Source organism: Halomonas sabkhae (genome assembly GCF_030409265.1).
Lineage (GTDB): Bacteria > Pseudomonadota > Gammaproteobacteria > Pseudomonadales > Halomonadaceae > Halomonas > Halomonas halmophila.
The window spans coordinates 245,427-248,845 of sequence record NZ_JAUFPM010000003.1; the positions used below are offsets into that span (position 1 = coordinate 245,427).

The window sequence follows — 3,419 nt, forward strand, 5'->3', positions numbered from 1 at the left end:
GGGTAACGCAGGGCACCAACGGTACGGTGGTCAACAACAACGACGGCACCGTCACCTACACGCCCAATGCCGACTTCAATGGTACCGACAGCTACACCTATACCGTGACCTCCGGTGGGGTGACCGAGACGGCGACGGTCAACGTCACTGTCGATCCGGTGGCTGACGGCGTGGCCGACAGCTTTACCACCCCGGAAGACACGCCGCTCAGCGATGACGTCTCGACCAACGACACCCACAGCGCCGCGGCGACCTATAGCCTGAATAGCGATGCCAGCAACGGGTCGGTCAGTCTCAACGGCGATGGCACCTTCACCTACACGCCGGATGCCGACTACAACGGCAGTGACAGCTTCACCTATGACGTCGAGGACGTGAACGGCGACACCGAGACGGTGACGGTGGACCTGACGGTGACGCCTGAGGCGGATATCGTCGATGACAGCGCGACCACCGATGAAGACACCGCGGTGACGACCGATGTTCTCGATAATGACAGCTTCGAGTCGCCGGACGCCGAAGTGACGTCGGTCACCCAGGGCACGAATGGCAGCGTCACCAACAACGGTGACGGCACGGTGACCTACACGCCCAATGCCGACTTCAATGGTACCGACAGCTACACCTATACGGTGACCTCCGGTGGGGTGACCGAGACGGCGACCGTCAACGTCACGGTCGATCCGGTGGCTGACGGCGTGGCCGACAGCTTTACCACCCCGGAAGACACGCCGCTCAGCGAGGATGTCTCGACCAACGACACCCACAGCGCCGCGGCGACCTATAGCCTCAGCACTGATGCCACCAACGGGTCGGTCAGTCTCAACGGCGATGGCACCTTCACCTACACGCCGAACGCCGACTACAACGGCGCGGATAGCTTCACTTATGACGTCGAGGACGTGAACGGTGACACCGAGACGGTGACGGTGGATCTGAGCGTGACGCCGGTGCCCGACATCAGTGATGACACGGCGACCACCGACGAGGACACGCCGGTCACCACTGGGGTCCTGACCAATGACGACTTCGAGGGCACACCGACGGTCACGGGGGTGACGCAGGGCACGAATGGCAGCGTCACCAACAACGGTGATGGCACGGTGACCTACACGCCGGACGCCGATTTCAATGGCTCCGACAGCTATACCTACACCGTAACCTCCGGCGGCGTCACCGAGACCGCTACCGTCGATGTGACAGTCAATGCGGTGGCTGACGGCGTGGCCGACAGCTTCACCACCCCGGAAGACACGCCGCTTGATGCCGACGTGTCGACCAATGACACGCACAGCGCCGCGGCGAGCTATAGCCTCAACACCGATGCCAGCAACGGCACGGTGTCGATGAACCCGGACGGCACCTTCACCTACACGCCAGATGCCGACTACAACGGCAGTGACAGCTTCACCTACGACGTCGAGGACGTGAACGGTGATACCGAGACGGTGACGGTGGACCTGACGGTGACGCCTGAGGCGGATATCGTCGATGACAGCGCGACCACCGATGAAGACACCGCGGTGACGACCGACGTTCTCGGTAATGACAGCTTCGAGGGTACGCCGTCGGTCACCGGGGTAACGCAGGGCACCAACGGTACGGTGGTCAACAACAACGACGGCACCGTCACCTACACGCCCAATGCCGACTTCAATGGTACCGACAGCTACACCTATACGGTGACCTCCGGTGGGGTGACCGAGACGGTGACGGTCGATGTCACGGTCGATCCGGTGGCTGACGGCGTGGCCGACAGCTTCACCACCCCGGAAGACACGCCGCTCAGCGATGAAGTCTCGACCAACGACACCCACAGCGCCGCGGCGAGCTATAGCCTCAACACCGATGCCGCCAACGGCACGGTGTCGATGAACCCGGACGGCACCTTCACCTACACGCCGGATGCCGACTATAACGGCAGTGACAGCTTCACTTATGACGTCGAGGACGTGAACGGCGACACCGAGACGGTGACGGTGGACCTGACGGTGACGCCTGAGGCGGATATCGTCGATGACAGCGCGACCATCGACGAGGACACCACGGTCACCACGGATGTACTGGCCAACGATACCTTCGAGGGCACGCCGTCGGTCACTGCAGTGACCCAGCCGACCAACGGTACGGTCACCAACAACAATGATGGCACGGTGACCTACACGCCGGACGCCGATTTCAATGGCACCGACAGCTACACCTATACGGTGACCTCGGGTGGGGTGACCGAGACCGCTACGGTCAACGTCACGGTCGATCCGGTGGCTGACGGCGTGGCCGACAGCTTCACCACCCCGGAAGACACGCCGCTCAGCGATGACGTCTCGACCAACGACACCCACAGCGCCGCGGCGACCTATAGCCTGAATAGCGATGCCAGCAACGGGTCGGTCAGTCTCAACGGCGATGGCACCTTCACCTACACGCCGAACGCCGACTACAACGGCAGTGACAGCTTCACCTACGACGTCACCGATGTGAACGGCGACACCGAGACGGTGACGGTGGATCTAAGCGTGACGCCGGTGCCCGACATCAGTGATGACACGGCGACCACCGATGAAGACACCGCGGTGACGACCGACGTTCTCGATAATGACAGCTTCGAGTCGCCGGACGCCGAGGTGACCGCGGTTACTCAGGGCACCAATGGTTCGGTGAGCATCGACGGCAATGGCCAGGTGACCTACACGCCCAATGCCGACTTCAATGGCACCGACAGCTACACCTACACGGTGACCTCGGGTGGCGTCACCGAGACCGCTACCGTCGATGTGACAGTCAATGCGGTGGCTGACGGCGTGGCCGACAACTTCACCACGAACGAAGACACGCCGCTCAGCGATGACGTGTCGACCAACGACACGCACAGCGCTGCGGCGAGCTACAGCCTGAACACCGATGCCGCCAACGGCACGGTGTCGATGAACCCGGACGGCACCTTCACCTACACGCCGGATGCCGACTACAACGGCAGTGACAGCTTCACCTATGACGTCGAGGACGTGAACGGTGACACCGAGACGGTGACGGTGGACCTGACGGTGACGCCTGAGGCGGATATCGTCGATGACAGCGCGACCACCGATGAAGACACGCCGGTCACCACTGGGGTCCTGAACAATGACGACTTCGAGGGCACACCGACGGTCACCGGGGTAACGCAGGGCACCAATGGCAGCGTCACCAACAACGGTGACGGCACGGTGACCTACACGCCCAATGCTGACTTCAATGGTACCGACAGCTACACCTATACGGTGACCTCCGGTGGGGTGACCGAGACCGCCACGGTCGATGTCACGGTCGATCCGGTGGCTGACGGCGTCGCCGACAACTTCACCACGAACGAAGAGACGCCGCTTGATGCCGACGTCTCGACCAATGACACGCACAGCGCCGCGGCGAGCTACGCGCTC

General features: G+C 62.5%; 1 protein-coding gene. It reads left to right on the forward strand.

The window, feature by feature from the left end; all coding sequences use genetic code 11:
• A partial coding sequence (locus tag QWY79_RS02770; protein ID WP_290269672.1) for a beta strand repeat-containing protein occupies nucleotides 1-3,419 on the forward strand: 3,419 nt, incomplete at both ends.